20 protein-coding genes and 1 pseudogene are annotated in these 26756 nt (G+C 64.5%); 8 read left to right on the top strand and 13 right to left on the bottom strand.

Annotated features, from left to right (window positions below):
* Positions 1–13: 13 nt before the first annotated feature.
* The 5 genes from ACFQX9_RS32380 to ACFQX9_RS32360 all read right to left on the bottom strand — a co-directional run bounded on the left by ACFQX9_RS32380 (position 14) and on the right by ACFQX9_RS32360 (position 4007).
* The gene (locus tag ACFQX9_RS32380) at positions 14–331 is read right to left on the bottom strand and encodes an HPr family phosphocarrier protein (protein WP_018460059.1); all 318 of its coding nucleotides are present in this window, start codon (positions 329–331) and stop codon (positions 14–16) included.
* Positions 328–729, bottom strand: coding sequence for a PTS sugar transporter subunit IIA (locus ACFQX9_RS32375; protein ID WP_007597752.1), 402 nt, complete (start codon positions 727–729; stop codon positions 328–330). The genes ACFQX9_RS32380 and ACFQX9_RS32375 overlap by 4 nt, the downstream gene beginning before the upstream one ends.
* A gap of 133 nt (positions 730–862) precedes the next feature.
* On the bottom strand, positions 863–1387 hold the full coding sequence (locus ACFQX9_RS32370; RefSeq protein ID WP_018460057.1) for an HPr kinase/phosphorylase: 525 nt from the start codon (positions 1385–1387) through the stop codon (positions 863–865).
* Positions 1384–3189: a sensor histidine kinase gene (locus ACFQX9_RS32365; protein WP_018460056.1), complete on the bottom strand. Its 1806-nt coding sequence runs from the start codon at positions 3187–3189 to the stop codon at positions 1384–1386. The genes ACFQX9_RS32370 and ACFQX9_RS32365 overlap by 4 nt, the downstream gene beginning before the upstream one ends.
* A 116-nt stretch (positions 3190–3305) precedes the next feature.
* Positions 3306–4007, bottom strand: coding sequence for a response regulator transcription factor (locus ACFQX9_RS32360; protein ID WP_007597749.1), 702 nt, complete (start codon positions 4005–4007; stop codon positions 3306–3308).
* Between the two features lie 242 nt (positions 4008–4249).
* On the opposite strand from ACFQX9_RS32360, the gene ACFQX9_RS32355 reads away from it, so the two are divergent.
* The 3 genes from ACFQX9_RS32355 (at position 4250) to ACFQX9_RS32345 (ending at position 9575) form a co-directional block, all read left to right on the top strand.
* Complete coding sequence (locus ACFQX9_RS32355) at positions 4250–4999, top strand: HugZ family protein (protein ID WP_377791529.1); 750 nt, start codon at positions 4250–4252, stop codon at positions 4997–4999.
* Positions 5000–5062: 63 nt separating this feature from the next.
* Positions 5063–7657, top strand: coding sequence for a tetratricopeptide repeat protein (locus ACFQX9_RS32350; protein WP_377791528.1), 2595 nt, complete (start codon positions 5063–5065; stop codon positions 7655–7657).
* A 301-nt stretch (positions 7658–7958) separates the two neighbouring features.
* Positions 7959–9575, top strand: a complete 1617-nt coding sequence (locus ACFQX9_RS32345) for a phosphoenolpyruvate carboxykinase (RefSeq protein WP_377791527.1) — start codon at positions 7959–7961, stop codon at positions 9573–9575.
* Positions 9576–9740: 165 nt separating this feature from the next.
* On the opposite strand, the gene ACFQX9_RS32340 is transcribed toward ACFQX9_RS32345, so the two are convergent.
* Positions 9741–10556 carry an acyl-CoA thioesterase II gene (locus tag ACFQX9_RS32340; protein ID WP_085352000.1) on the bottom strand — a complete coding sequence of 272 codons (816 nt, stop codon included), beginning with the start codon at positions 10554–10556 and terminating at the stop codon, positions 9741–9743.
* A gap of 94 nt (positions 10557–10650) precedes the next feature.
* A complete protein-coding gene (locus ACFQX9_RS32335; RefSeq protein ID WP_377791526.1) occupies positions 10651–13167 on the bottom strand; it encodes a glycogen/starch/alpha-glucan phosphorylase in 2517 nt (838 codons plus the stop codon).
* A 230-nt stretch (positions 13168–13397) separates the two neighbouring features.
* On the opposite strand from ACFQX9_RS32335, the gene ACFQX9_RS32330 reads away from it, so the two are divergent.
* A complete protein-coding gene (locus ACFQX9_RS32330) occupies positions 13398–13631 on the top strand; it encodes a hypothetical protein (RefSeq protein WP_231189520.1) in 234 nt (77 codons plus the stop codon).
* Positions 13632–13721: 90 nt separating this feature from the next.
* Here the strand turns inward: ACFQX9_RS32330 and ACFQX9_RS32325 are convergent.
* Positions 13722–13981, bottom strand: a pseudogene (locus ACFQX9_RS32325) (GIY-YIG nuclease family protein); the annotation flags it as partial.
* A gap of 189 nt (positions 13982–14170) precedes the next feature.
* Between ACFQX9_RS32325 and ACFQX9_RS32320 the strand changes: the two are divergent.
* A complete protein-coding gene (locus tag ACFQX9_RS32320; protein ID WP_018460048.1) occupies positions 14171–14602 on the top strand; it encodes a hypothetical protein in 432 nt (143 codons plus the stop codon).
* Positions 14603–14758: 156 nt separating this feature from the next.
* Here ACFQX9_RS32320 and ACFQX9_RS32315 read toward each other — a convergent pair whose 3' ends face one another.
* Both ACFQX9_RS32315 and pyrE read right to left on the bottom strand, forming a co-directional pair.
* Positions 14759–15535, bottom strand: a complete 777-nt coding sequence (locus tag ACFQX9_RS32315) for a DUF2865 domain-containing protein (protein WP_083926594.1) — start codon at positions 15533–15535, stop codon at positions 14759–14761.
* Positions 15536–15806: 271 nt separating this feature from the next.
* On the bottom strand, positions 15807–16370 hold the full coding sequence (pyrE, locus tag ACFQX9_RS32310) for an orotate phosphoribosyltransferase (protein ID WP_018460046.1): 564 nt from the start codon (positions 16368–16370) through the stop codon (positions 15807–15809).
* A 199-nt stretch (positions 16371–16569) separates the two neighbouring features.
* On the opposite strand from pyrE, the gene ACFQX9_RS32305 reads away from it, so the two are divergent.
* Positions 16570–17196 (top strand): glutathione S-transferase family protein, encoded by a 627-nt coding sequence (locus ACFQX9_RS32305; protein WP_377791525.1) that lies wholly within the window; start codon positions 16570–16572, stop codon positions 17194–17196.
* A gap of 40 nt (positions 17197–17236) precedes the next feature.
* Here the strand turns inward: ACFQX9_RS32305 and ACFQX9_RS32300 are convergent, their stop codons facing one another.
* The 3 genes from ACFQX9_RS32300 to ACFQX9_RS32290 form a co-directional block, all read right to left on the bottom strand.
* Positions 17237–17872 (bottom strand): LysE family translocator, encoded by a 636-nt coding sequence (locus ACFQX9_RS32300; RefSeq protein WP_085351997.1) that lies wholly within the window; start codon positions 17870–17872, stop codon positions 17237–17239.
* Positions 17873–17993: 121 nt separating this feature from the next.
* Positions 17994–21074 (bottom strand): DNA polymerase I, encoded by a 3081-nt coding sequence (gene polA / locus ACFQX9_RS32295; protein ID WP_377791524.1) that lies wholly within the window; start codon positions 21072–21074, stop codon positions 17994–17996.
* A gap of 210 nt (positions 21075–21284) precedes the next feature.
* The gene (locus ACFQX9_RS32290; RefSeq protein WP_377791523.1) at positions 21285–22352 is read right to left on the bottom strand and encodes an acyltransferase family protein; all 1068 of its coding nucleotides are present in this window, start codon (positions 22350–22352) and stop codon (positions 21285–21287) included.
* Positions 22353–22544: 192 nt separating this feature from the next.
* Between ACFQX9_RS32290 and ACFQX9_RS32285 the strand changes: the two genes are divergently transcribed.
* Together ACFQX9_RS32285 and hrpB are read left to right on the top strand one after the other, a co-directional pair.
* Positions 22545–23861 carry a UDP-glucose/GDP-mannose dehydrogenase family protein gene (locus tag ACFQX9_RS32285; RefSeq protein WP_018460041.1) on the top strand — a complete coding sequence of 439 codons (1317 nt, stop codon included), beginning with the start codon at positions 22545–22547 and terminating at the stop codon, positions 23859–23861.
* Positions 23862–24008: 147 nt separating this feature from the next.
* Positions 24009–26486: an ATP-dependent helicase HrpB gene (gene hrpB, locus ACFQX9_RS32280; RefSeq protein ID WP_204513191.1), complete on the top strand. Its 2478-nt coding sequence runs from the start codon at positions 24009–24011 to the stop codon at positions 26484–26486.
* Positions 26487–26756 lie beyond the last annotated feature (270 nt).

Genomic DNA, 26756 nt, shown 5'->3' with positions numbered 1-26756 from the left:
GAAGCGAATCCGCCTAAATCCCTTCCTCGTTGAATTTGCTTTCAACGAGTTCGGTGATCGCCGCGAGCGCGGCCTCGGCATCATCGCCGGACGCGGCGACCGTGATGGTGGTGCCGGGACCGGCGGCGAGCATCATCAGGCCCATGATCGAGGTGCCGCCGACGGTTTCGCCGCCGCGCGTCACCCAGACCTGCGCGCTGAAACGCTCGACGGCCTGAACGAACTTGGCGGAGGCCCGCGCGTGCAGGCCGCGCTTGTTGATGATCAGGAGGTCCTTGGAGATCGCGCCCGCGGGCACGCCCGTCCCGGCTTGCGGCGCCTCGTCGCTCATTTGCCGGCGAGGACGCGGCTGGCGATGGTGACGTATTTGCGGCCGGCTTCCTGGGCCATCGCGATCGCGTCGGGGAGCGGACGCTCCTCGCGCACCTTGGCGAGCTTCACCAGCATGGGAAGGTTGATGCCCGCGAGCACTTCGACCTTCGGCCGGCTCATGCAGGATATTGCCAAATTGGACGGCGTGCCGCCGAACATGTCGGTGAGGATCGCGACGCCGTCGCCGGAATCGACGCGGTTAACCGCCTCGATAATGTCGCTTCGACAGAGATCGGAATCATCTTCGGCGCCGATCGTGATCGCTTCGATTTGCTTTTGTGGGCCCATGACATGTTCAAGCGCTGCCTTGAATTCGTCGGCAAGGCGCCCGTGGGTCACAAGTACTAGACCAATCATCGGAAAACTCCTCGCGGGCGCTTTTGGTGCACCGCACGAACGCGCCACTTTGACCATCCAGAGCCCCCGCGCAAGAGGGGATGTTGCGTATCTCCCTGAATCTAGACGGATGGATAAGGGGAGCTGCGCCGGTCTATTCGGTCGCGAGTGTGGGGTTCATATGGTTACCATTTCCCTTCAAACAATCGCCTGAAGGGTTAACGGGAGATGAACTCTTGGTAGTGGTCAAGGCCGCGACAACCAGAGGAAGGGGCAAATAGTCGCGGCCGACTGGGATTCGTGGTATTTCGACACCTAAAATGGCTGTTTTCAGGGATTGGGCCGGCGGCAGCCGCTCCGCATCCGCGGCGTCCAGATCGACCACGAGGCCGACGGTCGCATGCTCCACAAAGTCGCAGCGGCGGATTCCCAGCCCCCGGATCTCGATCAGGCCGGCCAGAACCGGGGCGGGGCGGACCTCAATTTCGCGGCCGACTGTCGCCAGATGGACACGGTCATCACCGACCAGAACGGCCGTTTCGAGCACGCCGCTGCGTCCTGCCATGATCAAATCGAAGGCAAGGCGCGACTTGCCGGAGCCCGAGGGCCCGCGGATCAGCACCGCCAGATCTCCAACCTTGACCGCCGAGGCGTGAACGCTGGGGCCACCGTCGCTCATAGCGCCGGCAGCCTCACCACGAAACGCGCGCCGACAACACTGGGCGCGCCGTCCTCGTCCGCCGGGCCGAGGCGGTTCTCCGCCCAGATGCGTCCGCCATGTGCGTCGACGATCTGCTTGGAGATCGACAGGCCAAGGCCGGAGTTCTGGCCAAAGCCCTGATGAGGGCGGTCGGTGTAGAAGCGCTCGAAGATGCGCTCCAGCGCGTCGTCGCGGATTCCGGGGCCGTCGTCGTCGACCACGATCTCGATCTCTCCGCGTACGCGGCGGCAGGTGAGGCGCACCTTGTTGCCGGGCTCGGAGAAGGACTGTGCGTTCGAGAGCAGGTTGGAGACCACTTGTCCTAGCCGCGAATCGTGGCCGGTCACGGCGAAATTGTCGGTCGGGCTGCGGCCCTCGAAACGCATTTCGACCGCGACGTCATGGCCGAGCTTGGTTTCATTGGCGACGGAGACGAGCGTCGTCAGCAGGCGGCGCAGGTCGACCGGAATCGCATCCTGGCGCTGCAGTTCTGCATCGAGACGGCTGGCGTCGGAGATGTCCGAGATCAGCCGGTCGAGCCGCTTGACGTCATGCTCGATCACCTCGAGCAGGCGCGCGCGGCTGTTCTCGTTGCGCGCCAGCGGCAACGTCTCGACCGCGGAGCGCAACGAGGTCAACGGGTTCTTCAATTCGTGCGCGACGTCGGCGGCGAACATCTCGATCGCTTCGATGCGGCTGTAGAGTGCACTGGTCATGTCGCGCAGCGCACCGGAGAGATGGCCGATCTCGTCGCGACGACGGGTGAAGTCGGGAATTTCGACGCGGGTCCTGATCCGGCGGCGGATCAGCTCGGCGCTATCGGCGAGCCGGCGGACCGGACCTGCGATCGTGCTGGCGAGCAGCAGCGACAGCATGATCATGACCGCGGCGGCGACGCCGCCCACTTTGAGGATGGCGAGGCGCTCGGCGGTGACCATCTGGTCGATGTCGTCGCCCTGCGTCGACAGCATCAGCGCGCCATGGATGGCGCGCGAGCGCAGCACGGGGACCGCGACAGAGACGATCACCTCGCCGCGCGCATTGACCCGCACCATCGAGCGCTTCTGGCCCTGGAGCGCGTCGCCGACCTCCGCATAGCCATTGCCGTTCTCGGGGCCGAGCTCGCGATAGAGCGGCAGGTCGCCGCGATTGAGCCAAGTACGGACCGCGACCATGCCGCGTTCGACCATGCCAGGCTTCTCGGCGGACACTGACGGCAGGGGGAAGCGCACCACGGTATCGAGGCTGCGGCTATCGACCAGCAGGCTGCCGTTCGGGTCGTAGATGCGGGCGCGCGTCTTGGTCGGCGAGATCAGCGTGCGCAGCACCGGTGCCACGCGCTCCGGATTGATCGGAAAATCCAGCGGGGAATACTCGTCCGAGCCGCCATAGGTCTCGCCCGGCTTGAGGTCGAGCAACCGGTCGGGGTCGATGGTGATGGCGTTGGTCTGCACCGTCGCGGACGCCGCGATCGCGCCGGCGATGATCTCCGCCTGCACCAGCAGGCTCTGCGCGCGCGCGTCGATCAGGCCGGCGCGGAATTGCGACAGATAGAGGATGCTCGCCACCAGCGCGACCAGGCCGGCGAGGTTGAGCGAGACGATGCGGCGGGTCAGGCTCGAGAAGGACAGCGCGAAGAAGAACTGCCCGGCGCGCTTCAACCAGTTCAGTGGACGCCAGCCCCGCACGGCCAGCTTGTCCTCAGCCAATTGATCCGGAGCGCCGTGGGCGGTGACGTCCTCGGCGTTCTGGTTCTCGTCAGGCTGCGTTCGGTCAAGCAATGCTCACGCCCGCGTTAGGACAGCTCGTGCGAAGGTCCCCGCATCCTAGAGCCATCCCGGTCCCGATGGAATCAGAACCGGCGATGCTCTCGGTCTTTCGTGGAGGCGCGTGCGCCTCAGGCTTCCTTGAAGCGGTAGCCGACGCCGTAGAGCGTCTCGATCATCTCGAACTCGTTGTCGACCACCTTGAACTTCTTGCGCAGCCGCTTGATGTGGCTGTCGATGGTGCGGTCGTCGACATAGACCTGGTCGTCATAGGCGGCGTCCATCAGCGCGTTGCGGCTCTTCACCACGCCGGGCCGGGTCGCGAGCGCCTGCAGGATCAGGAATTCGGTGACGGTCAGCGTCACCGGCTCGTTTTTCCAGGTGCAGGTGTGCCGTTCAGGATCCATGCGCAGCAGGCCGCGGTCGAGCGCCTTGGCGTCGTTCTCCTTCGGCGTGACGGTCGGGTCCTTCGGCGCCGAACGGCGCAGCACCGCCTTGACGCGCTCGACCAGCAGGCGCTGCGAGAACGGTTTGCGGATGAAGTCGTCGGCGCCCATCTTGAGGCCGAACAGCTCGTCGATCTCTTCGTCCTTCGAGGTCAGGAAGATCACCGGCAGGTCGGATTTCTGCCGCAGCCGGCGCAACGTCTCCATGCCGTCCATGCGCGGCATCTTGATGTCGAGGATGGCAAGATCGGGCTGGGTGGTGCGGAAACCGTCGAGCGCTGAGGCGCCGTCGGTATAGGTCATGATGCGATAGCCTTCGGCCTCCAGCGCGATCGAGACGGATGTGAGAATGTTGCGGTCGTCGTCGACCAAAGCGATTGTGGGCATGAGCCTCTGCTTTCTGCTTTCCGTTTGGGTCGTGGCTTGAAAACGGCGAGCAATCCACTGATGCGCCGCATACATGGGTGCCGATGTTGGCATTCGAACCTTGTCACCGAGCAATGCAAGCTAGGCTGAAGTGTGACCGAGTTCCACGAAACACGGCAGATTCGCCGCATCTCGACCCATAACCGGGCCCCGGTTTACCCGAAAAAAGGCCCTCCATGCAACCACCTGACCCGAGAAAGCCGATGCAACCGCCCCCCGACTTCGACTCCGGAAAGCTCGCCAAATCGCTGCTGCGGCGCTCACGGCAGGGGGCCTTGGCGACATTGATGGCCGGCAGCGGCGATCCTTATTGTTCCCTGGTCAATCTGGCGAGCCATCCGGATGGCTCTCCGATCCTGCTGATCTCAGGATTGGCCGTGCACACCAGGAACATCCTGGCCGACAGCCGGGTGTCCTTGATGCTGGACGAGCGGGCGGCGGGCGATCCGCTGGAAGGTGCCCGGATCATGCTGTCCGGCCATGCCGAGCCGGCCGATGCCGACAAGGATCTGCTCCGGCGACGGTATCTCAATGCTCATCCCTCAGCGGGAGCCTTTGTTTCCTTTAAAGATTTCTCTTTCTTTCGGATCCGGCCTACGGGAACCCATCTGGTCGCCGGCTTCGGCCGGATCGTCGACCTCAAGCCGGAGCAATTCCTGACCGACCTCACGGGGGCCGAGGACTTGCTGACGGCGGAGGAGGGCGCGGTGGAGCACATGAATGCCGACCACCGCGAGGCCATGGGCCTCTATGCAACAAAACTGCTCGGTGCTGCCGCGGGCGACTGGCGCTGCACCGGCTGCGACCCGGAGGGCCTCGACATGCAGGACGGCCAGACCGTCTTGCGGCTGGATTTTCCGGATCGGGTGGCTGATGGCACGGCGCTGCGCAAGATGCTGGTTCGCCTCGCCGGCGAAGCGCGCACCAGGATGAACCAGAGCGCAACACATTGAACGCTGCTGCCCATCGCCGCGACCCAAGTTCGTTACCGGTCAGAAGGCGGCGGCGAGAGCGTCATGGCAGAATGGAATAGACGGACGCTGGTTGCAGGTTTGACGCTCGCGATCACCGCATGGCTTGTCACGCCTAGCGTCGCCCAGAAAGGTCTCGCCGCGGAGAGCGCGCGGATCAACACCCTCATGAGCGCCGGCAGATATTCGGAAGCACTGCCTTTGGCGCAAGGTATGGTCGCGAACCTGGAGAAGAGCGACACAGGTCGCGAACTCGCCGCCGCGCTGAACAACCTCGGCCAGGTTCATGCCGGTCAGGGCCACGACGATCTGGCGGAGCCGCTCTACAAGCGCGCCATCATGCTGATGGAAAAGTCGCTCGGTCTCGAAACCCCGTTGATCGGAGCCGAACTGAGCAACCTCGCCGCGCTCTACCAGCGGCAGAGCCGCTACGCCGAGGCTGAGCCGCTGTTCAAGCGCGCGCTCGCCGTTCGCGAGAAGGGATTGTCGCGCGAGCATCCCGATGTCGGCCAGTCACTCAATAATCTCGCCACGCTCTATGTGAAGCAGCAGCACTATGCCGAAGCCGAGCCGCTGTTTCAGCGGGCGCTCGCGATCTACCAGAAGGCTGGCGGCTCCGAGCATCCGGCGGTGGCCACCGTCCTGAACAATCTCGGCCAGGTCTATCGCGATCTCAATCGCGATGCGGACGCGGAAGCGCCGATCAAGCGCTCGCTCGCGATCCGGGAGAAGGTGCTGGGATCGGATCATCCCGACGTCGCCCGCTCGCTGAACAATCTCGCCGGCCTCTACGAGCACCAGCAGCGCTACGGTGACGCCGAGCCGCTCTATCGTCGCGCGCTGGTCATCCGCGAAAATGCACTCGGGCCCGATCATCCCGAGGTCATGACCTCGACCGGCAATCTGGCTTATTTCCTCTACGTGGCCGGGCGCGCCGCGGACTCATTGCCGTTCGCGGAAAGGACTCTTCGGGGCGATCGCGCCCAGTTGCGCATCGTCTTGCCGGTCCTGTTCGCCGCGCGCCAACAAGATCTGCTGTCCGGCGACAAGGCGCTCGACGAGGCCCTCGCCGCGATCCAGCGCGGCACGCAATCCTCCGCCGCATCCGCCGTGAACAAGCTCGCGGTTCGGCTTGCCGCCGGCAGCGACCGGCTCGCCGAGCTGGTGCGCCGGGATCAGGATCTCGCGGCTGAGTCAGAGGCACTCGACAAGGCGATCGTTGCCGCAGTGTCGAAGCAATCCGCGCAGCGCGATCTCGCAACCGAACAGCGCAGCCGCGCGCGGATTGCAATGATTGCCAACGAGCGTGCGGGCTTGCAGAAGACGCTCGCGGTCGAGTTTCCCGACTACGCGTCACTCTCCAATCCGCTGCCGTTGACGGCAAAGGACATCCGGCTGCTGCTGTCGGCCGACGAGGCGATGGTGCTCTATTCCGTCGTCGACAAGCAGAGCTATGTCATCGCGATCACGCGCGAGGGCGTCGACTGGAAGGCCATCCCACTCGGCGCGGATGCGCTGACGCAGAAGGTGACGGCATTCCGCAAGGGACTCGACGTCGGCAAAGCGCGCGACGCCTCCAGCAAATCCGGATTGTTCGATCTGGCGCTCGCCAACGAGCTCCATGTCGCGCTGCTCGGTCCGGTCGAGGCGTTGACAAAGGACAAGCACAGCCTGCTGGTGGTGCCGTCGGCTGCGCTGACCGCATTGCCGTTTCATCTGCTCGTCACGGAGAAGCCGCAGGCTGCGATCCCGGACACGCTCGAAGGCTATCGCGGCGCCGCCTGGCTGCTGCGGCGCCAGGCCGTCTCGGTGCTGCCGTCGGTGGGCAGTCTGAAATCGCTGCGGGCCTTCGCGCGTCGGGATCAAAGCGTGAAGCCGATGACCGGCTTCGGCGATCCCGTGTTCAATCCTGCACTGGAAGGGCCCGCCGAGCGGCGCGCCGCGAACGGCAAGGTCGCCGCGCGCAGCATCGCGACCATCGCCTATAGTGATTTCTGGCGCGGTGCCGGCGTCGATCGCGCGCGGCTTGCGCAGGCGCTGCCGCAACTGCCCGACACCGCCGATGAGTTGAACGCGGTGGCCAGGGATGTCGGGGCTTCCGAGGCCGACATTCATCTCGGCCGCGACGCCAGCGAGACGACGCTCAAGCGTGCAGCGCTTGCTCAATACGGCATCATCTACTTTGCCACCCACGGCCTCGTTGCCGGCGACATCAAGGGACTGGGTGAGCCCTCGCTCGCGCTCTCCATTCCCGATCAGCCCACTGAACTCGACGACGGTCTACTCACCGCGAGTGAAGTCGCTCAGCTCAAGCTCAATGCGGATTGGGTTGTGCTGTCGGCCTGCAACACCATCGCGGGCGACAAGCCCGGCGCCGAGGCCCTGTCGGGACTGGCGCGCTCGTTCTTCTACGCCGGTGCGCGCGCGCTCCTGGTCTCGCATTGGGCCGTGGATTCGGAAGCTGCCACCCGCCTGACCACGATGACTTTCGAGCTGCTCAAAAACGAACCACAAATCGGGCGTGCCGAAGCCTTGCGCCGCGCGATGTTAACCTACGTTGACGACACCTCGTCTCCGCGCAACGCCCATCCTGCGATGTGGGGGCCCTTCGCGCTCATCGGCGAAGGCGCGGTACGATAGGGTGGCCTTGGAATTTTCATCGAGACCGTCTTGGGCATTGTGCGTCGCAATAACCTTGTGGAACGCCGAAACGCGCATTTGGTTGCGCGATCATTGTTGATTTTTTGATGCGACTGCTCAGAGCTGACATGCGCGACGTTTGGCGCGGTCCTTGAATAAACCAAATCCGAAGGGATCAGCTTGGCAACGCCTGCGTTCATCAGTATTAGGTCGTTCCAACCGAGGCCGAACGGCCTGTAATCACGGTGACCGCGGCGGCGCCAAGCATGATCGCGCTGAGTGGGTTCTAGGAGGATTTTTCGTGCAAGAGACGGGCGTGCGCAACGGTGCCTTCGGCGCCGACAAATTCGGCTTAAAGAATCTCAAGCAGGTTCACTGGAACCTCGGTGCGCCGCAACTCTATCAATACGCGCTCTCCGCGGGCGAGGCGGTGCTGTCGGCCGATGGCGCGCTCTGCGCCGACACCGGCGAGTTCACCGGCCGCAGCCCCAAGGACAAATTCACGGTGCGTGACGCCACCACCGACAAGAAGATGTGGTGGGCCGGCAACCAGTCGATCACCGCAGAGCAGTTCGAGACGCTCTACCAGGACTTCCTCAAGCACGCCGAAGGCAAGTCGCTGTTCGCACAGGACCTCTATGGCGGCGCCGATCCGGCTTATCGCATCAAGACCCGCGTCTTCACCGAGCTCGCCTGGCACTCGCTGTTCATCCGCACGCTGCTGATCCGTCCCGAGGCGATCGAGCTCTCGGCGTTCGTGCCCGAGCTCACCATCATCGACATGCCGAGCTTCCGCGCCGATCCGAAGCGCCATGGCTGCAAGTCGGAGAATGTCGTCGCGATCGATTTCGCCCGCAAGATCGTGCTGATCGGCGGGTCTTACTATGCCGGCGAGATGAAGAAGTCGGTCTTCACCACGCTGAACTACTATCTGCCCGAGCGCGGCGTGATGCCGATGCATTGCTCGGCCAATGTCGGCGCCAAGGGCGATGCGGCGATCTTCTTCGGCCTGTCCGGCACCGGCAAGACCACGCTGTCAGCCGATCCGAACCGCACGCTGATCGGCGATGACGAGCACGGCTGGGGCCCGAACGGCGTCTTCAACTTCGAAGGCGGCTGCTACGCCAAGTGCATCAAGCTGTCGCAGGAAGCCGAGCCCGAGATCTATGCCGCCTCGACCCGCTTCGGCGCGGTGCTCGAGAACTGCGTGTTGGACGAAGACACCCGCGTGGTCGATTTCGACGACGGCTCCAAGACCGAGAATACGCGCTCGGCCTATCCGCTCGAGTTCATCCCGAACGCCTCGCGCACCGGCCGCGCACCGCAGCCGAAGAACGTGGTGATGCTCGCCGCCGACGCCTTCGGCGTGCTGCCGCCAATCGCCAAGCTCTCGCCGGCGCAGGCAATGTATCACTTCCTGTCGGGCTACACCGCGAAGGTCGCCGGCACCGAGCGCGGTCTCGGCAATGAGCCGCAGCCGGAATTCTCGACCTGCTTCGGTTCGCCCTTCCTGCCGCTCGACCCCTCCGTCTACGGCAACATGCTGCGCGACCTGATCGCCCAGCACAATGTCGACTGCTGGCTGGTCAACACGGGGTGGACCGGCGGCAAGTACGGCATCGGCTCGCGCATGCCGATCAAGGTGACGCGCGCCCTGCTGACTGCCGCGCTCGACGGCTCGCTTCGCAACGTCGAATTCCGTACCGACAAATATTTCGGCTTCGCGGTCCCGACCGCGCTGCCGGGCGTGCCGAGCGAGATCCTCAACCCGGTCAACACCTGGAAGGACAAGGACGAGTTCGACAAGACCGCCCGCGCCCTGGTCGGCATGTTCCAGAAGAACTTTGCCAAGTTCGAAGCCCAAGTCGACGCCGAGGTCCGCGCCGCAGCACCGGACGTGAAGCTCGCGGCGGAGTAAGCTTGCGTCGTTTGAAATTCGAAAGGGCGGCCGCGAGGCCGCCCTTTTGGTTTTCGAGATGTCTCTCTACCGTCATTGCGAGCGCAGCGAAGCAATCCAGAATCCCTCCGCGGAAACAGTCTGGATTGCTTCGCCGCGCTCGCAATGACGAACTTGCGGAAGCAGCTACGCCTTGAAATACGCGATCTGCGTGCTCGTCGCGAGCAGCCTTCCGTGGGGCGACCACAGCTCGGCGTTCTGGTCGGCGTAGCTCTTGTGCATGATCTTTGAATCTGCGGTCGCCAGCACGCGGGTGATGTCCTCGGCCGCGAGTTCTTCGCTGTCAGTGTGGAAATACGTCGTCAGCGACACCGTGCCGAACGGCACCAGCTCGCGCCGCGCGTGGAAGATGCGGCCGAAGAAGGCGTCCGACATCGACATCAGCGACGGCATGTCCAGCTTGCGCGGCTCGCGATCACTGATCCAGAGCTTTGAGTAAGTGCTGGCGAGTTCGGGCTTGGACGGGCCGATCCGCATCTCGCCCTCGACGAACCGGAATTCATACTGGTTGGCCCAGGACGCCGCGATCTTTGGGAACGGCATCGTCTCTTCGAACGGCTTTGCATCCGGATATTGCGCCACCCTGTGGTCCCAGGACGGCCGGCGTTCGGCGAACACCGCGGTGGCGAGGGTTGCGACCTCGCCGCCGCCTTGCGACAGTTCGACGCTCCAGTGCTGGCTGGAGCGGTTGGCCTTCACCAGTCGCACGTCGAGATCGAACGGCCCCTTGGCGATCGGCGCGCAGTAATTCACGGTGAGCGCCAGCGGATCGCCGGCACGTTCCGGATGCTCGATCAGCGCGCGCAAAATGGTCGCGGCCGTGACGCCGCCGAACGGGCCGACAAAGGCCCAGTAATCGTCGCTGGTGTGTCCCTGCCAGCTCGAGTCACCGGCGGTGACGCGGGTGGCGTCGTCGAAAGGGTGCGGGAGCTTGGCGTGCATTGCTTGATCCGGCGTTCAATGACGGACGTCATATCACGTCCGCCGCCGGCTTGTGCAATTACCTCGTGGGTAACCGATTTCACGCAGCGGAAAATTAGCCGGCGACATCGCGCAGGGTCGGCAGCAGCGGTGTGGTCGGATTGACCGGCACGTTCCAGATCTCCTCGGCATATTCGCGGATGGTGCGGTCGGAGGAGAACCATGCCATGCGCGCGACGTTGAGGATCGAGGCACGCGTCCAGGCCGGCGCCACCTGCCAGCGCGCATCGACGCTACGTTGCGCATCGTAATAGGAATCGAAGTCGGCGCTGACCATGTAATGGTCGAGATAACGCAGCGCGTGCGCGATGGATTCGAAGCGGCCGGGATCGCCGGGCGAGAACTCGCCGGTGCCGATGGCATTGATGGCGCGCTGGAGCTTGAGCGAATTGCGGATCACGTCCGAGGCGTCCAGCCCCTGCTTGCGCCGGATCATCACGTCACCGGCTTCCATGCCGAAGATCGCGATGTTCTCCGCGCCGACATGGTCGCGGATCTCGATGTTAGCGCCGTCGAGCGTGCCGATGGTGAGGGCGCCGTTCAGCGACAGTTTCATGTTGCCGGTGCCGGAGGCTTCCATGCCGGCTGTCGAGATCTGCTCGGAGAGGTCGGCAGCGGGAATGATCACTTCGGCAAGGCTGACATTGTAGTCGGGCAGGAACACGACCTTGAGCTTGCCGCCGATGGCGGGATCGTTGTTGACGACTTCCGCAACATCGTTGATGAGTTTGATGATCAGCTTGGCGTAGCGGTAGCTCGCCGCCGCCTTGCCCGCAAAGATCTTCACCCGCGGCACCCAGTTGCCGTTGGGGTCGTCCTTGATCGACTGGTACAGCGCGACCGTCTCGATGACATTGAGAAGCTGGCGCTTGTATTCGTGGATGCGCTTGATCTGCACGTCGAACAGCGCGTTCGGGTCGACCTTGATGCCGAGCCGCTCGCCGATCAGGCGCGCCAGCGCGGTCTTGTTGTGAAGCTTGACTGCACGGAACTTCTTCTGGAATTCGACGTCGCTGGCGCGGGCCTCGATCAGGCTGAGCTGCGTCGGATCGTCGAGCACGGCATCGCCGCAAGTCTCGCGCAACAGATCGGTCAGCTTCGGATTCGCCAGCATCAGCCAGCGGCGGAAGGTGATGCCGTTGGTCTTGTTGGTGATGCGGCCAGGATAGAGATGGTTGAGGTCGTGGAACACGGTCTCGCGCATCAGGTCCGAATGCATCGCCGAGACGCCGTTGATGCGGTGCGAGCCGACGAAGGCGAGCTGGCCCATGCGCACGCGCCGGCCGCTCCGCTCATCGATCAGCGAGACCGAGGCGCGGAAGTCGATGTCGCCGGGGGCGCGCGCCTCAGCGAGCGCGAGATGCTGCACGTTGATGCGGTAGATGATCTCGAGATGCCGCGGTAACAGCCGTTCGAACAGCTCGACCGGCCAGGTCTCCAGCGCCTCGGGCAGCAGCGTGTGGTTGGTGTAGGACAGCGTGGCGACCGTGATCTTCCAGGCCTCGTCCCAGCGGAAATTGTGGTCGTCGATCAGGATCCGCATCAGCTCGGTGACGGCCAGGCTCGGATGGGTGTCGTTGAGCTGCACCGCGACCTTGCTCGACAGGCTGCGGAGCTGGCCGTCGGAGGCAAGATGCCGCTTGATCAGATCCTGCAGCGAGGCCGAGACGAAGAAATATTCCTGGCGCAGGCGCAGCTCGCGGCCCGCCGGGCTCTCGTCGTTCGGATACAGGAATTTACAGATCGCTTCCGCGCGCGACTGCTCGGCGCTGGCGCTGACATAGTCGCCGGTGTTGAAGGCGTCGAGCTTCAACGGATCGGGCGAGCGCGCCGACCACAGCCGCAGCGCATTGACGTGCTGGCCGCGCCAGCCGACGATCGGCGTGTCATAGGCCATCGCCTGCACGGTCTCGGACGGATGCCAGATCGCGCGATCGCGGCCCTTGTCGTCGACATGCTCGACACCGCCGCCGAAGCGAATGTCATAGATCACCTCGGGCCGCTGCAATTCCCAAGGGTTGCCGAAGCCGAGCCATTCGTCCGGATATTCCTGCTGCCAGCCCTGATTGATGATCTGGCGAAACAGGCCGTAATCATAACGGATGCCGTAGCCGATCGCGGGGATCGACAGTGTCGCCATGCTTTCCATGAAGCAGGCGGCAAGACGGCCCAGACCGCCATTGCCGAGCGCTGCATCCGGCTCGCATTTGCGCAGCTCAGGCAAGGAGACGCCGAGATCGCCGAGCGCGACTTCGAAGATCTTCAGCAGCCCCATATTGTTCAGCGCGTCGCTGAAGAGGCGGCCGATCAGGAATTCGAGCGAGAGATAATAGACGCGCTTGCGCCCTGCATCGTAGCTGTGCTTCTCGGCCGTGAGCCAGCGATGCACGATGCGGTCGCGCAGCGCCAGCGCCGCGGCCTGGTACCAATCGTGTTTGGTCGCCATGCCCGCATCCTTGCCGATGGCAAGGCGCAGCTTCGCCAGGATAGCGCCCTTGATCTCAGCCAGCGCGAGTTCGTCGATGGGCTGGTTGGGGGCGGGAAAATTAGGCTGGAACGATGAATCTTGCAAAGTCGTCACTTCCTGGTCGCGAGAACACTACTGACCCTACGCATCTTGCCTCTGTACCGGAACCATTGCTGGTGCGACCGTGCACTGCGTTGGCGTAAAATTATGCAAGGAACGGGCCGATTTGGGAACCCGGACGCATACGGGGAAACGTGGATTTGGTGCTAGAATGGCGGCCAATTCAGCCATCAGTGTGGAGGAGACGTCCCATGAAAGCTCTGATGAGACCTGTGATGCGACGGCTGATCGAAATCGCCGCGGCCACCTTCCTCGTCGTCTGCATCACGGCGTCCAGCGCCGCCTTCGCCGCCGGCAAGATCGGCCGCAGCGCCGACGGCCTGAGCTGCGCCGTCACGCTTCCGCAAAACGCATCCTCCGCCGCCCGCTGCGCCGCCATCAAGCGCCAATGCGGCGGCAAATTTTACGCAAGCGCGTGCGGGGATAAGTTGATGTCAGCGGCGAATTGAGCAGGGGCTGGTGCAACGAAGAAGGTGTCGTCCTGGCGGAAGCCAGGACCCATTACCCCGCCTGTCAGATGAGGCCTGACCGATCATTCCGGGATTTTCTTCCTCGATCAGCTTGATCTTCCAGTCCCGCTTCCAGAACTTCAGTTGCTTCTCGCGCGCGATAGCTTCCTGGGGAGTCGAGAATGCTTCGACGTGCACAAGGCGGAAGATCTTGTACTTGTGCACGAACTTGGAGCCATGACCCGAGCGGTGCAATTCAAGCCGCGCGCGGATGTCGTTGGTGACGCCGAGATAAATGTCCCGTGATGGCGGCTCGCCAGGATGTAGACGTAGTAGCTGCTTGCGCTCATGGCCTCAGCTCGCAAGGGCAGCGCTGACCGGGGTAATGGGTCCTGGCTTTCGCCAGAACGACGCTCTCAACAAAACACGTTTGCCGTCAGAACAAATTAAGAACACTTTAGCAAGTCTTTGATATATCATTGTGATTCGGCGTGTTGCCGACACCATATCTAGCGTCTGCCAGACTTCGCGAGGACTACATGTCCACCATTGCCTTCGATCAATTTGCCCTCACCAGGATCGCCGATTTCGCGCGCTCGCTGTCGCGGCTGCATCAGGCGGCGCGGCGCCACGCGGTCGACGACGACCAGTTCGACCGCGAGTTCAACGCGGTGTGCCAGTCGATCTGGGGCTACACCATCGACGACGTCAGCGACGATCTGTTTTCGGCGCAGGACCATCTGTTCCTCGACACGCTTGACGAAGCGCATGCGCGCATCTTCGCCGCCGAGCAGGGTTATGATCTCGTCGACGACCAAGGCATGCTCACCGACTGGTGGGGTTTTTGCTGGATGATTTTAGCCGAGAAGCGCGGCCTGCTCACGGCAGACAACCGCGCCGCCGCGCGCGCGGCGATCGAGGAGAAATATCTGGCGGCGCCGAACGTGATCGGCGTGATCATCGGACGGTGACCCATCATCCTCCGTCATTGCGAGGAGCCTCTTGCGACGAAGCAATCCAGAGTGCCTCCACGGAGCCAGACTGGATTGCTTCGCTTCCGCCTTCGCTCTTCGAGCTTCGGCGGACAAGTCGCTCGCAATGACGGCTTGGCTACAGACGAGCCCGAGCTAGTCCAGCCCAGCCCGCTTCGCCGGCTTTTGCGTTTTCGGCACCGTCACGTCGGGGAGCGTCTCGCGCACGATCTCCGCGGCAGGGGCATCCGCCGCCACCGTGTCGGCGCGCACCGGCGCCACCTTCATCTCGCCGAGCCGTGCGCGGACCTGCGCGGTGAGACCGGGATAGGAGGCGACCGGGGTGAAGTCCGCGGCCTGGTCGTTGCCGACGCGGATGCCGGTATAGGCGACGAGACCGTCGCTGGTGGCGATCACGTCGCCGGGCTTTAGCGACGAGTCCAGCGCCAGATCGACCGGAGCAAGGCCGACCGGCTCGCGGCCGTTGCAGGTGCAGTCGGCGCGCAGCGCCTTGCGATAGGCGAACGCGTTCTCGCTATCGGCATAGCGCTCGCCGGTCTGCGACGCCGCGCCGTCGATCGAGGAGCCGAAATAGATCTTGGTGGCGCTTGCAGGACAGAACGCCTGACACATCTGCGCGGGCGAGGTGAGACCGCGCATCAGCGGAAAATATTTGCCGTCGCAGCTGCGCACGCAGAACGCCGGTCCCGAGCCGCCGGCCGCAGCCGAACGTGTCGGCGGCACGTATGGCGGACTTGCGCCGTTCTGCTGGCCGGTGAATGGATCGGCGTAGGAGCTCGGCTGCTGCGGCACCTCACGCTGCGGCCGCTGCTGCTGCTGCATTCCGCCGAAGAAGAAGTCGAACAGGCCTTCGGCCGAAACCGGGGCCGGAGCCGCAACCAGCGGTGCTGCCAATGTGGCGGCTACGAGCATCGCGCGACGCCACCGGCGCGCATGGGACATGACTGTACGCAAACGCTTACTCCACCCGGCGCTACCCAACCGGCCGGGACCATCAGGTCTCAGCACATGATTCACCATAAGGCGGGATGGTAAATGAGCGGTTGAGGGGGGAGGAGCGGCGTCGCCGGACGGGTGGACCTCGTCATGGCCGGGCTTGTCCCGGCCATCCAGGATCTCTGGTGCGGCAAAGACGTGGATGCCCGGTCAAGCCCGGGCACGACGGCGGAAAAAGTCTAGCCGCTCAAGCCTTCAAGAACTCCGACGCCTTGTACAGCGAGCGGAACGGCAGCCCGGCCGCGCCAAAGGTGTCGTCGGCGCCTTCCTCGCGGTCGACCATGGTCAGCACCAGCACCACTTCCGCGCCGGTCTCGCGCACCGCTTCCACGGCCTTCATCGCCGAGCCGCCGGTGGTGGTGACATCCTCGACGATCACGACGCGCTTGCCCTCCAGCGTCTCGCCCCTGGGCAGCCCCTCGATCGCGAGCTTCGCGCCATGCTCCTTCGGCTTCTTGCGCACGAAGAAGGCCGCGATGGGATGGCCCTTGATCCAGGAGATCTGCGCCAGCGCGCCGGCCAGCGGCACCGCGCCCATCTCGAGCCCGCCGATGAAATCGAGCTGGTCGTCCTTCAGCGCCTCATAGGTCAGCTCGGCGAGCAGGGTCGCACCCTCCGGGTCGAGCATGGTCGGCTTGAGGTTGAAGTAGAAGTCGCTCTTGCGGCCCGACGCGAGCGTCACCTCGCCGCGGCCGAAGGAGCGCCGGCGGATGATCTCGAACAGGCGGGCGCGGGAGGCTGATTTAGACACGGCGGGCCCTCGGGAGCATTTTTGGAGGTGGCGGAATTTATCCGCGACGGCCTCGACATTCCAGAGGGGGCTTCCCCCGTCAACAGGGATCGGCCATCCCGGGCGGCCGGTTGTGGGGGTGCAACGTTCTGGGGTAGGTGGATGCCGGATATCTCGGGCAAGAAAACCTGCAAGAAGGCTGGGCAAGGACACGCGACAAATGACCATCGAGCTGCACACCTGGAACACGCCGAACGGCCGCAAGATCTCGGTCGCGCTGGAGGAGATGGGGCTGCCCTACAAGGTGATCCCGGTGAATATCAGCAAGGGCGAACAGATGGCGCCGGAGTTCCTGAAGCTCTCACCCAACAACAAGATCCCCGCGATCGTCGATCCTGATGGCCCGGACGGCAAGCCCGTCAGCATCTTCGAGTCGGGTGCGATCCTGCTGTATCTCGGCGAAAAGACCGGCAAATTTCTGCCGAAATCGCTTTCGGGCCGCATTCCCGTTTATGAATGGTTGATGTGGCAGATGGGCGGTTTCGGGCCGATGCCGGGCCAGGTGCACCATTTCATCGCGCTCGAGAACGAGCAGGACCGCGCCTACGGCCTCAAGCGCTACATGGCCGAGACGCGACGGCTCTACGGCGTCCTCGACCGCCGGCTGGAGTCCCGCGATTTCGTCGCCGGCGAGCTCTCGATCGCCGATTTTGCCCTCCTGGGCTGGGCCTGGCGTCACCCTCGCCACAAGGTTGACCTGGCCGACTTTCCCAACGTCAAGCGCTGGTACGAGGCCCTGATGGCCCGCCCGGCGGTGAAGCGGGGCATGGAGGCGAAGCTGGATTGATCTTTCTCTCCCTCTCCCCGCAAGCGGGGAGAGGGGAAAATCACACCTTCCGCGCTTCCACCGCCATCCGCACCGCAAGCCCGGCCAGCACCGTGCCCATCAGCCAACGCTGGACCAGCATCCAGCTTGGCCGGCTTGCGAGAAACAGCGCGATCGACCCGGCCGCGAGCGCGATCATCGCATTCACGCTGACACTGATCGCGATCTGGATCGCGCCAAGCACCACTGACTGCGCCAGCACGCTGCCGGCGGTGGGATCGATGAACTGCGGCAGCAGCGCGAGGTAAAGCATCGCGATCTTCGGGTTGAGCAGATTGGTGACGAACCCCATCGCGAACAATTTGCGCGGGCTGTCGATCGCAAGCTGCTTCACCTGGAACGGCGAGCGCCCGCCCGGCTTCACTGCCTGCCAGGCCAGCCACAACAGATAACCCGCGCCGGCAAAGCGCAGCGCGTCATAGGCGAAGGGAACGGCGAGCAGCAGCGCCGTGATGCCGAATGCCGCGCACAGCATGTAGAACACGAAGCCGAGCGCCACGCCGCCGAGCGAGACGATGCCCGCCGCAGGCCCTTGCGTGATCGAACGCGAGATCAGGTAGATCATGTTCGGCCCGGGCGTGAGCACGAGGCCGAGGCAGACGAGAGCGAAGCCGAGCAGGGCGGAGGCGTGGGGCATGGCTGAACCGGTGCGGGAGACGGCACGGTTCTAATATGCGTGGCGCAGTGGGGCCATCGCGCAATTGCTCGGAGGACAATTCAGCTTGTGCGTGTGCCTTCGCCGGGGCGGTACCGTCCGATCAATGCGCCTCGTCCCAATTGTTCGCCGCGCGTGCGTCGACATGCAGCGGCACCGAGAGCAGCACGGCCGGGAACGGCGCGTCCTGCATCACGTGCTGCACGACGGGGAGCGTCGCCTCGACCTCCGCATCCGGCACCTCGAAGATCAGTTCGTCATGCACCTGCAGCAGCATCTGCGCAGATAGTTTCTTTCGGACCAAGGCATCCTCCATCCGCGTCATGGCGCGGCGGATGATGTCGGCGGCGGTGCCCTGGAGCCGGGCGTTGATCGCGGCGCGCTCGTTGAAGGCGCGCACCGAGGCGTTCGAAGCCTTGATGTCGGGATAGTACATCTTCCGTCCGAACAGCGTGGTGACGTAGCCGTGGTTCCTGCAGAAGTCGCGGGTCTCGTCCATGTAGGCGCGGATCCCGGGGAAGCGCTCGAAGTATTTCTTGATGTAGGCGGCGGCTTCCTCGCGCGCGATGCCGAGCTGGTTGGCGAGGCCGAACGCCGAAATGCCGTAGATGATGCCGAAATTGATCGCCTTGGCCCGGCGCCGGATTTCGCTCGGCATGCCCTTGATCGGCACGCCGAACATTTCCGATGCCGTCATGGCGTGAATGTCGAGACCGTCGCGAAACGCCTGCTGCAGCACGGGAATGTCGGCGATCTCGGCGAGCAGCCGCAGCTCGATCTGTGAATAGTCGGCGGAGACCAGCTTGTGCCCTGGCGTTGCGATGAAGGCGCGCCGGATCTTGCGCCCGTCCTCAGTGCGCACCGGAATGTTCTGCAAATTCGGCTCGTTCGACGACAGCCGGCCCGTCGTGGTCGCGGCCAGCGCGTAGGTCGTATGGACGCGGTGGGTCTGGGGATTCACGTAGGTCGGCAACGCGTCCGTGTAGGTCGATTTGAGCTTCGAGACCTGGCGCCACTCCAGAATCTTCTTCGGGAGGTCGTGGCCCTGCTCGGCGAGCTCGTCGAGCACCTGAGCGGTGGTCGACCACGCGCCGGTCTTGGTCTTGGTGCCGCCCGACAGTCCCATCTTGCCGAACAGGATGTCGCCGATCTGCTTCGGGCTGCCGACATTGACCGGCTCGCCCGCGATCTGCTGGATCTCGGCTTCGACACGGGCCGCAGTCTGGGCGAAGTCGCCGGAGAGACGCGACAGCACCTGACGATCGATCGAGATGCCGCGCCGCTCCATGCGTGCGAGCACCGCGACCAGCGGGCGTTCCAGCGTCTCGTAGACCGTGGTCATGTGCTCGGCGATGAGGCGCGGCTTCAGCACGCGCCAGACGCGCAAGGTCACGTCGGCGCCTTCCGCCGACAGCGACGCGGCCTTGTCGATCGGCACCTGGTCGAACGTGATCTTGCCCTTGCCGCTGCCGAGCAGCTCGTTGTCTTTGAGCATCGCGTGACCGAACCAGCGCTCGGACAGTTGCTCCAGCGCGTGCGAGCCGCGGCCGGCATCGAGCACGTAGGAGATCAGCTGCGCATCATCGGTGTTGCGCAGTGTGATGCCGTGCTGCGCCAGCATCACCGCGGTGAATTTGACGTCGAAGCCGATCTTGAGAATGCCTGGTGATTCCAGCACCGGCCGCAACGCTTCGATCGCATCAGTGTGCTTGACCTGGTCGGGCGCGAGGCCCGCGTCGAACAGGCCGGCGCCGCCGCCGGACTGCTTGTGCGCCAGCGGCACGTAGCAGGCCTCGTTCGGCGCCAGCGCCAGCGCGATACCGCAGAGGTCGGCCTGCATCGGATCGATCGAGTTTCCCCGGATCTCGACCGCGACATGGCCGGCATCGTGAATGCGCGCGATGAACGCGTTCAATTCCGCGAGCGTCTTGATGGCCTGGTACTTGCTGCGGTCGACCGGAAGCTTGCGCAAAGCCTCTTCCCGCGCGGCGGCGAGCGAAATCGGCGCGCCCTTCGGACTCGCGGCCTTGTCCTCCTTGCGCGCCGAAGGGTTGCGCTGGCCCACCGGAACTTGCGCCGGCGCGCCGGGTCCCGGGGCCGGCACGACGTCCGAAGGCGGCAGCGGCGAGAAGACGCTGGCGCCGCTGGAATAGCCGGGATCTGCATCGACGTTGGCCGGGTCAATCTGCGAGAATTCGGCGACGCGGCGCGTCAGCGTGGAAAACTCCATCGCCTTCAGGAACGCGATCAGCTTGCGCGCATCGGGCTCGTGGACGGCGAGATCATCCAGGGGGACTTCGAGGTCCACCTTGTCGTCGAGCAATACGAGCTGCCGCGAGATGCGCGCCTTCTCAGCGTTCTCGATCAGCGCCTCGCGCCGCTTCGGTTGCTTGATTTCGGTGGCCCGGAACAGCAGTTGCTCGAGATCGCCATATTCGACGATCAGCTGCGCCGCGGTCTTGATGCCGATGCCGGGCACGCCAGGAACGTTATCGGTGGAATCGCCGGCCAGGGCCTGCACTTCCACCACCTTCTCCGGCGGCACGCCAAACTTCTCGATCACCTCGGGGATGCCAATGCGGCGGTCCTTCATGGTGTCGTACATGGTGACGCAGTCGGTGACGAGCTGCATCAGGTCCTTGTCGGAGGACACGATTGTCGCGCTTGCGCCGCGCTCGCAGGCTTGCCGTACATAGGTCGCAATCAAATCGTCGGCCTCGAAGCCCACCTGTTCCAGGCAAGGCAGGTCGAAGGCGCGCACCGCCTCGCGGATCAGCGAAAATTGCGGGATCAGATCGTCCGGGGCCGGCTGCCGGTGTGCCTTGTACTCAGGATAGATCTTGTTGCGGAAGGTGATTTCCGACTTGTCGAAAATGATCGCCAGATGGGTCGGCCGGTTGTCCTCGGGCATCTCGCGCAACAGCTTCCACAGCATGTTGCAGAAGCCGAGCACGGCATTGACCTGCAAGCCGTCGGACTTGCGGTTCATCGGCGGCAGCGCATGGTAGGCGCGGAAGATGTAGCCGGAACCGTCGACCAGGAAGACATGGTCGCCCTTGCCGGCCGCCTTCGCGGCAACGGGCTTGGCAGCAGCTGTCGCAGCAGCGGGCTTGGTTTCGGCGGCCTTGGGCGCGGCAGCCTTGGTGTCAGCTTGGGCGGTGGTCTTTGGGGAGCTCTTGGGCATGGCCGCAATGTATGAATTTTTGCGGGATTTGACAGCCTTGGGAGGTGGATTTTTGGCTTGCGGATGCCGCTATCCCCACTGTCATTTCCCGCATCCCCCGCTGTCATTCCCCGCGACGGCGGGGAATCCAGTACGCTGCGGCTTCTCCGTATACGACTGCTGCCCTCTGGAATACTGGATCCCCGCCTTCGCGGGGATGACAGCAGAGTATCACTCCGCCGCCTGCAACACCGCGCTTGTCTTCTTCGGCGCGATCCAGAACGCATCGGGCCGCTCGAACAGGAAGTTGCCGCCAAGGCGCAGTGCGATCTGCCAGATTGCGAGCGAGCCGATCACGCCGGCGATGGTCACGATCAGCGACACCGCACCGATGTCGGGAATGATGCCCGTGCGCAAGAGCAGCGTCCGTGTCGCCGCCATCGGCAGGAAGAAGGCGAGATAGATCACGATCGAATGCTCGCCGCAGAAGCGGAAGACATTCAGCCATTGCACGCGCGCGAGCAGCGTGCCCATCGTGATGATGGCGCAGGCGCCGGCGAAGCCGAGCACGAGCGATACGATTTTCCATTCGCTGGCGCCGAGCGCAACGAGGCCGGCATTGACCAGCACCCATGTCGCGAGCGCTGTCAGCGCCCATGCGGGATGATTGCGCGCGCGGTCCGACAGCGCGAACACGTAGGGCGCGAACAGATAGCCCGAATAGAAATAGATGAAGCGCGCGCAGAACTCGTCGATCGCGGTCCAGCCGGTCGAAATGCGCGCCGTCTCCAGCGCGGCCGCGACGAGCCATATCGCGGGCTGCGGCATGCGCCGTGTCAGTTTTGTGACGACGAAGAAGATCGGCAGGAGGTAGATGAACCATAGCGTGCCGAACGGCTCGACGAAGGATTCCAGATACAGCAGGCCGGCGTCGCGCCAGCTCGTTTCTGCTGCGAATGCGGGGGCCTTGAAGCCGAACTGGATTGTCACCCAGACGACATAGAAATAGGCGAAATGCACCACTTTGCGGTCGAGATAGCTTCGCCAGTCCCGGTCGATCACCAGTGACAGGAACAGACCCGAAATCAGGAAGAAATCAGGCATCCGGAATGGCTTCGCGAAGGCCACCAAAACATGCATGAAACCGGTCTCGCCGGCGGCAAGCTCGACCCCCAGCACCGAATGCATCATCACGACCATGACGATGCAGATGCCCTTGGCGTAATCGACCCAATCGACGCGCGCAGCAGCCGGGGCCTTGAGTCCCCCAATCGCGGCGATTGTGCCTGATGGTGCCATGGTGTCTCTTTTCGAGGCGTGTTCCGCCAGATCTGTGTGAACGCGGAGCAGTTTGCCGCCTTGCGGCTTACGATTTCTTTACTGGTACAATTGCTGTGCCGTTTTTTGCACGCGGGCTGTTCCCTCACCCCGGGAAAATGCTAAACCGCCGTGGAATTGGGGTTTTGTTAACCAAGCCAAACAGGGTTTTTCATGCGCATTGCTATGATCGGCACGGGCTATGTGGGACTGGTGTCCGGAGCCTGCTTTGCGGATTTCGGCCACGACGTCATCTGCGTCGACAAGGACGAGAAGAAGATCGCGGCCCTTCATCGCGGCGAGATCCCGATCTACGAGCCTGGGCTCGACGAGCTGGTGGCGACCAACGTCAAGGCCAAGCGGCTGGAGTTCACCACCGATTTGTCCAAGCCGGTTGCGGATGCCGATGCTGTCTTCATCGCGGTCGGCACGCCGTCGCGCCGCGGCGACGGCCACGCCGATCTGTCCTATGTCTATGCGGCTGCGAAAGAGATCGCGCAATCGCTGTCCGGCTTCACCGTCGTGGTGACCAAGTCGACCGTTCCGGTCGGCACCGGCGACGAGGTCGAGCGCATCATCGGCGAGACCAATCCCAAAGCCGACGTCGTCGTCGCCTCGAATCCCGAATTCCTGCGCGAGGGCGCGGCGATCCGCGACTTCAAATTCCCCGACCGCATCGTCGTCGGCACCTCCGACGAGCGCGGCCGCAAGGTGATGAGCGATATCTATCGTCCGCTGTCGCTGAACCAGGCGCCGCTGATGTTCACGGAACGCCGCACCGCCGAGATGATCAAATACGCCGCCAACGCCTTCCTCGCGACCAAGATCACCTTCATCAACGAGATCGCGGACCTCTCCGAAAAGGTCGGCGCCAACGTGCAGGAGGTCGCGCGCGGCATTGGCCTGGACAACCGCATCGGCACCAAGTTCCTGCACGCCGGTCCGGGCTTCGGCGGCTCCTGCTTCCCAAAGGACACCAAGGCGCTGATCAAGATCGCGCAGGACTACGACGTGAGCTTGCGCATCGTCGAATCCGTGCTCGCGGTCAACGAGAACCGCAAGCGGGCGATGGCGCGAAAAGTGAGCCAGGCGCTCGGCGGTTCGCTGCGCGGCAAGACCATCGCCGTGCTCGGGCTCACCTTCAAGCCCGACACCGACGACATGCGCGACGCGCCGTCGATCCCGCTGGTGACCGGCCTGATCGACATGGGCGCGAAGGTGAAGGCCTTCGATCCCGTCGGCATGGAGCAGGCGAAGACTGAGCTGCCCAGCATCACTTATTGCGAAGACGCCTATTCCTGCGCGGAAGGCGCCGATGCGATCGTGATCGTCACCGAATGGGTGCAGTTCCGTGCGCTCGACCTCGACCGGCTGAAGGCAACCATGGCACAGCCCGTCATTGTCGACTTGCGCAACATCTACCGCCCCGAGGAGATGGCTGCGGCCGGCTTCGTCTATGAGAGTGTTGGACGGCCGCCGGTGCAGGGCTAGCGATCCGACCTCGCAACGATTCCGTCATGGCCGGGCTTGTCCCGGCCATCCACGTCTGTTTTCTAGTGTGACGACGTGGATGCCCGGCGACTTCCGTGCGAAGACGCGCTTCGCGCTTTTTGCTCGGGCGTGACGAATGGACAGGCCTTGCCCCTCAGTTTCGACACGCCCCTCCCGATCGATGCCGTGCTCGACGACCTCTCGCGCACGCTGGAGGCGCATCATGCCGCCGTGCTGGTGGCCCCTCCTGGCGCCGGCAAGACCACGCGCGTGCCACTGGCGCTGCTCGATGCCCCCTGGGCCAAAGGCAAGAAGATCATCGTGCTGGAGCCGCGGCGCATCGCGGCGCGCGCCAGCGCCGACCGCATGGCCAAATCACTCGGCGAACGCGCCGGCGAGACTGTCGGCTATCGCGTCCGCTTCGGCTCGAAGATCTCGCGCGCGACCCGCATCGAGGTGGTGACGGAGGGCATCTTCACCCGCCAGATTCTCGACGATCCCGAACTGTCGGGCATCGCCGCCGTGCTGTTCGACGAATTCCACGAGCGCTCGCTCGATGCCGACATGGGCCTGGCGCTGGCGCGCGACGCGCAGCTGGGCTTGCGCGAGGATTTGCGCATCCTCGTGATGTCGGCAACGCTCGATGGCGCCCGCGTGGCAAAATTGCTGGGCGAAGCGCCCGTCGTCGAAAGCGAGGGCCGCGCCTTTCCGGTCGAGACGCGCTATCTCGGCCGCAAGGCTGACGCGCCGATCGAGCGGCAGATGGCGGATGCGATCGCCTCGGCGCTGCGGGCCGATGCCGGCTCGGTGCTGGCGTTCCTGCCGGGCGCCGCCGAAATCCGCCGCACCCAGAATTTCCTCGCCGAACGCATACACGATTCCAGCATTGAAATCGTGCCGCTGTTTGGCGCGCTCGACGCCGCCGTGCAGGATCGTGCCATCTCGCCGGCGCCCAAGGGCACGCGCAAGGTGGTGCTGGCGACCTCGATCGCGGAGACCTCGCTCACCATCGAGGGCGTGCGCATCGTGGTCGATTCCGGTCTCGCCCGCGTGCCGCGCTACGAGCCCGACATCGGCTTGACCCGGCTCGAGACCGTGCGCGTCTCCCGCGCGGCGGCGGACCAGCGCCGCGGCCGCGCCGGCCGCACCGAGCCCGGTGTCTGCTACCGGCTCTGGGACGAACCTCAGACAGCCTCGCTAGCGCCCTACACCCAGCCCGAGATCCTCAGCGCCGATCTGTCCTCGCTGGTGCTCGATCTCGCGCAATGGGGCGTCGCCGATCCTGCCGCGCTGTCGTTTCTCGACCCGCCGCCGCAGCCGGCCTGGAAGGAAGCAAAAAGCCTGCTCTCCGAGCTCAACGCGCTCGATGGCGATGGCCGCATCACCGCGGAGGGCAAGAGCCTGCGCGCGCTGGCGCTGCCGCCGCGGCTCGCGCGCATGATCGTGGATTCGCACCGTGCCGGCGAAGGCGAGGCCGCCGCCGAGATCGCGGCCATCATCACCGAGCGCGGGCTCGGCGGCGACAGCGTCGATCTCGAGCACCGGCGCGATCAGTTCCGCCGCGACCGTTCCCCGCGTGCCGCAAGCGCGCGCGACCTCGCCCGGCGCTGGGCTTCGCAGGTGGCGGCGTCAGAGAAGGCGGCGACCGCAGAAGGTGACCTCTCGACCGGCCTGATGCTCGCCTACGCCTTCCCGGATCGCGTCGCGCGCAACCGCGGCAATGGCAGCTTCGTGCTCGCCAACGGCCGGGGTGCTGCGGTGGATCAGACCTCGTCGCTCGCGCGCACGCCTTATATCGCGGTCGGCGAGATGACCGGCACGGCGGCGAGCGGGCGCATTCTGCTCGCGGCGCAAATCTCGCAGGACGAGATCGAGCGGCATTTCGCCGAGCATATCGAATCCGTCGAGGAGATCTCGTTCGATCGCGGCGCGATGGCGCTGCGGGCGCGGCGCAAGCGCGCGCTGCACGCGATCACGCTCTCCGAGGCGACGCTCGCCGTGTCGCCCTCGGGGGACACTGCGCGCATCTTCGCCGACGGGTTGATCGCCGCCGGACTCGACCGGCTGCCCTGGTCGAAGGTAGCCAAACAATGGCGCGATCGCGTGATGTTTTTGCGCAGGGCCGAAGGCGACAGCTGGCCCGATCTCTCGGACGACGGATTGATCGCGCGGCGCGACGATTGGCTGGTGCCGGCGCTCTACGACAAGATCGCGCTGAAGGATATTTCCGCCGGCGATCTCTCCGACGCGTTGATGGCTTTGTTGCCGTGGGAGATGCGCGCGCGGCTCGACCGCGAGGCGCCGACGCATTTCGAGGCCCCGACCGGCAGCGTGCTCGCGATCGACTATGAAGCCGAGCAGGGGCCGACCATCGCGGTGCGGCTGCAGGAATTGTTCGGCCTCAACACCCATCCCTCGATCGCCGCCGGCAAGGTGCCGCTGGTGCTGGAACTGCTGTCGCCGGCGCAGCGCCCGGTGCAGGTGACGCGCGATCTCCCCGGTTTCTGGCGCGGCAGCTACAGTGCCGTGCGGTCCGATTTGCGCGGCCGCTACCCGCGCCATCCCTGGCCGGAAGATCCGGCGAATGCGCTGCCGACCCGGCGGGTCAAGCCGCGCGGGACGTGAGGCGCAAGAAGACCCTCATGGTGGGGAGCGCGGCCCGCCCTTCACGGGCATCCTTCGAGACCCGCTCCTATGGAGCGCTCGTTAATCCAAGCACGGCACCGACCTCTAGCTGCCGCCGGAGTGGGGCTGTTTATCGCGGTAAATGGCGGCTCTGAGTTCGTCAATGAGTTATCATTTATGCGCTGCGGAGGCGCTCCGAACGAGCAAAAGCGTCACAAGCTCTCAGGATGAGGGTCTCACAAAATTGCATTCTGCCCGGAAATCGCTATT

It is taken from the genome of Bradyrhizobium sp. GCM10028915 (assembly GCF_042666195.1).
GTDB lineage: Bacteria > Pseudomonadota > Alphaproteobacteria > Rhizobiales > Xanthobacteraceae > Bradyrhizobium > Bradyrhizobium canariense_D.
This window is presented reverse-complemented; position numbering and strand designations above follow the sequence as displayed.

What these genes read in the sequence shown, in the direction of transcription:
- ACFQX9_RS32380 (WP_018460059.1), bottom strand. Translation starts at nt 331, where the DNA reads ATGAGCGACGAGGCGCCGCAAGCCGGGACGGGCGTGCCCGCGGGCGCG.
- ACFQX9_RS32290 (WP_377791523.1), bottom strand. Translation starts at nt 22,352, where the DNA reads ATGGCACCATCAGGCACAATCGCCGCGATTGGGGGACTCAAGGCCCCG.
- ACFQX9_RS32285 (WP_018460041.1), top strand. Translation starts at nt 22,545, where the DNA reads ATGCGCATTGCTATGATCGGCACGGGCTATGTGGGACTGGTGTCCGGA.
- ACFQX9_RS32360 (WP_007597749.1), bottom strand. Translation starts at nt 4,007, where the DNA reads ATGCCCACAATCGCTTTGGTCGACGACGACCGCAACATTCTCACATCC.
- ACFQX9_RS32375 (WP_007597752.1), bottom strand. Translation starts at nt 729, where the DNA reads ATGATTGGTCTAGTACTTGTGACCCACGGGCGCCTTGCCGACGAATTC.
- ACFQX9_RS32305 (WP_377791525.1), top strand. Translation starts at nt 16,570, where the DNA reads ATGACCATCGAGCTGCACACCTGGAACACGCCGAACGGCCGCAAGATC.
- ACFQX9_RS32370 (WP_018460057.1), bottom strand. Translation starts at nt 1,387, where the DNA reads ATGAGCGACGGTGGCCCCAGCGTTCACGCCTCGGCGGTCAAGGTTGGA.
- ACFQX9_RS32355 (WP_377791529.1), top strand. Translation starts at nt 4,250, where the DNA reads ATGCAACCGCCCCCCGACTTCGACTCCGGAAAGCTCGCCAAATCGCTG.
- ACFQX9_RS32330 (WP_231189520.1), top strand. Translation starts at nt 13,398, where the DNA reads ATGCGACGGCTGATCGAAATCGCCGCGGCCACCTTCCTCGTCGTCTGC.
- polA (WP_377791524.1), bottom strand. Translation starts at nt 21,074, where the DNA reads ATGCCCAAGAGCTCCCCAAAGACCACCGCCCAAGCTGACACCAAGGCT.
- ACFQX9_RS32315 (WP_083926594.1), bottom strand. Translation starts at nt 15,535, where the DNA reads ATGCTCGTAGCCGCCACATTGGCAGCACCGCTGGTTGCGGCTCCGGCC.
- ACFQX9_RS32340 (WP_085352000.1), bottom strand. Translation starts at nt 10,556, where the DNA reads ATGCACGCCAAGCTCCCGCACCCTTTCGACGACGCCACCCGCGTCACC.
- ACFQX9_RS32300 (WP_085351997.1), bottom strand. Translation starts at nt 17,872, where the DNA reads ATGCCCCACGCCTCCGCCCTGCTCGGCTTCGCTCTCGTCTGCCTCGGC.
- ACFQX9_RS32350 (WP_377791528.1), top strand. Translation starts at nt 5,063, where the DNA reads ATGGCAGAATGGAATAGACGGACGCTGGTTGCAGGTTTGACGCTCGCG.
- ACFQX9_RS32320 (WP_018460048.1), top strand. Translation starts at nt 14,171, where the DNA reads ATGTCCACCATTGCCTTCGATCAATTTGCCCTCACCAGGATCGCCGAT.